The organism is bacterium endosymbiont of Bathymodiolus sp. 5 South (assembly GCF_900128535.1).
Classification (GTDB): domain Bacteria; phylum Pseudomonadota; class Gammaproteobacteria; order PS1; family Pseudothioglobaceae; genus Thiodubiliella.
Genome location: NZ_FQTR01000216.1, coordinates 1 through 2,345 on the forward strand (window position 1 = coordinate 1; position 2,345 = coordinate 2,345).

Consider the following 2,345-nt stretch of genomic DNA (forward strand, 5'->3'; position numbering starts at 1 on the left):
AGACTGTCCAATTAATAGTGTTGGCTAGTTGTATTAAAGGGTCTTTGACATCTAATTGAGAAAAGAGCTCTGAATGAAAAAGATTTGATTGGGTGGATATTGGGCTGGATTTAGTTAACATTTTTTTTAAGCAAAACGACCAAGAAATAAGAGGTATTTTAGCAAAAGTTGGTTGATTTGTCTATGGTTATTGTTGGTTTTATTGTTATAAATCAATTTGTTGTGTGGTTTTTAAGGGTTGACTAAGTACATCGACATCTATATCATCTTTATCAAGAAATAAACATTTTAGCAAGATTACAGTCAAATTGCGTACGCTACTATCTTTAACTCTTCCCAAGTTGTTATCAGAAGAGAGAATTATAAAAGCCCCCCTATCACCGGGCGTTGTATAAGAAGATAATTTGCTGATTGAACAATGTAAGACAAAGCTGTTTCGGCCAAAGGTGAAAATGACTCCCATCTATTGAGAATGTAGGATGCGCACAGATATTGCGATCCTCTTTTAATCTCTCTAAATGAATTTTCTCAATCGTTGAGATTAACTCTAGTTGGTTGCATGCAATATCTAAAATTCCATTCTCGAAGGCTAGCATTGACGCCGAATCAGATGGACTTATTTTATTTAATTTTTCTTCTATTACTTTTGCAGTTCCATCACCAGTAGCACTAAGCTCTTTTACCTTCTCGATGATATCAACACAAACAGCTATCCATGTAGCAATCATAGATGCTCTATAAGCTCCAGTTCTATAAGAAACAATAGCTTCGTTTAAATAATTCTTGGGATGAGGATTCCTAACTCTTTGAACCAATTCATCTAAGTTACTTAAATGTAATTTCAATTTAGAACTCCTTATGTGATTTTTGCATAAGTAAAATAAGTGGCACTTTAAATTGTCCACTAGAACTATTTATCGAGCTAAGCACTTTTATTATTTAGATTTTGCATCTTTAGCTTCAGCAGCTTCTCTCGGTTTCTCAGGTGTTAATGAATATAGCGCATTTAATTCCTTTGGTTCAGATATCCCCTTTTTAACAATGAAATTTAACAAATCAAACAGTTTAGATGCCACACAGTCAAAATCTTCATCTGACATCTCACCTGGGTGAACTGCATTATTTCCTGCAATACGCACTGTGTCGGCAACTTTAACAACTAAAGGAGGTATTATATTATCAGCGGCTAATTTTCTAATATCAGTGTTTATATTTTCTCCATTCCCTCCAAGATGCTTGCATAGTTTTTGAAGACCTAACCTTAGTAAAGCAGCGGCACCCCTAGGTGACCTAGAGAATATTCTAGACGCTTCTAAATAACATTTCTTAACATCTTCCGGCATATCATCTGCAGGTAAGCCGGCAAAGCCGTTGTCTGGAAATATTAGTTCAGCCTTATTATCGATACGTCCTCCGAGTAGAGTATTGTAAGTATGTTCCGTTGTACGCCACAAACTAGGATCACGACATCTTGAGCACATAGCTTGGTAATAATCTGTTCTAATATGATCTCCATTCAGTTGCATCCATGTCATATGTGAATATGCACCACACAAAGGACAATTAAATGCATCAAGTTTAAATTCTGGTGTTACAAATTTCATTTACTACCTCGTTTTATAGGTGCTTAACTATTAGTATAAGGCATTATTGCCCTGATACACGATATTAAAAAACTAAATTAAACCCATAAAGGGAACGCTATGGACCCCCCTATTTGACTGGACGCATTTTACCCACTATTTTTTCGTGTCAATAATCTTTTTTAGGTTTGGGGCAAAGCCCTCTAAAAGAATTATATTTTTTCTACCAATAAAACAATCTCATCAGTTTTTTCATCACAATCATGCACCTTGCACCAAGCAGGTATATCGTGCAAAACACCAAGATCGGTGGCAATTATCTGAATGGTGTCACCTATATCAATTTTCTCAATCATTTCTCATAGTCGAATGACGGGCATGGGGCAGAGCAATCTTTTAACATCTAAATGAGTTTGTATTAATCCAGTCCTGTGATTTGAGGTAATATTCGTATAGTTTGGCTTCGGGGGCTGCCTGCTTTTGGCTGGTATTGGTATTCCCAACGCATCAAAGGCGGTTAAAGACATTAAGATAAATTCGGTGCGCCCTCCTGTTTGTAAGCCAAATTTTGGGAAAGCAAGAAAAGAAAACCTTCTGCAAAAATTGTTAAAAAATTAAGTTTTTATTAATGGAGACCTTTGCATAACATCAAAACGCTATTTTTCACCAACTTGACAATTTTATGAAACACAGCCATACGCTTTGCTATGACTATATTTCATAAAATCACCAAGTTGGCAAAACTTGTCATTTTGCTAATCA

General features: G+C 35.6%; 3 protein-coding genes and 1 pseudogene. All 4 read right to left on the bottom strand.

Going from position 1 to position 2,345, the window contains the following annotated elements:
* Positions 1-377: 377 nt before the first annotated feature.
* The gene (locus tag BBROOKSOX_RS10125) at positions 378-845 is read right to left on the bottom strand and encodes a hypothetical protein (RefSeq protein ID WP_139661618.1); all 468 of its coding nucleotides are present in this window, start codon (positions 843-845) and stop codon (positions 378-380) included.
* Between the two features lie 90 nt (positions 846-935).
* A complete protein-coding gene (locus BBROOKSOX_RS10130; protein WP_139661621.1) occupies positions 936-1,604 on the bottom strand; it encodes a DUF4145 domain-containing protein in 669 nt (222 codons plus the stop codon).
* Between the two features lie 191 nt (positions 1,605-1,795).
* Positions 1,796-1,939 (bottom strand): sulfurtransferase TusA family protein, encoded by a 144-nt coding sequence (locus BBROOKSOX_RS10135; protein WP_257607855.1) that lies wholly within the window; start codon positions 1,937-1,939, stop codon positions 1,796-1,798.
* Between the two features lie 40 nt (positions 1,940-1,979).
* Positions 1,980-2,149 (bottom strand): annotated as a pseudogene (locus BBROOKSOX_RS12310) (coproporphyrinogen III oxidase); the annotation flags it as partial.
* Between the last annotated feature and the right edge of the window lie 196 nt (positions 2,150-2,345).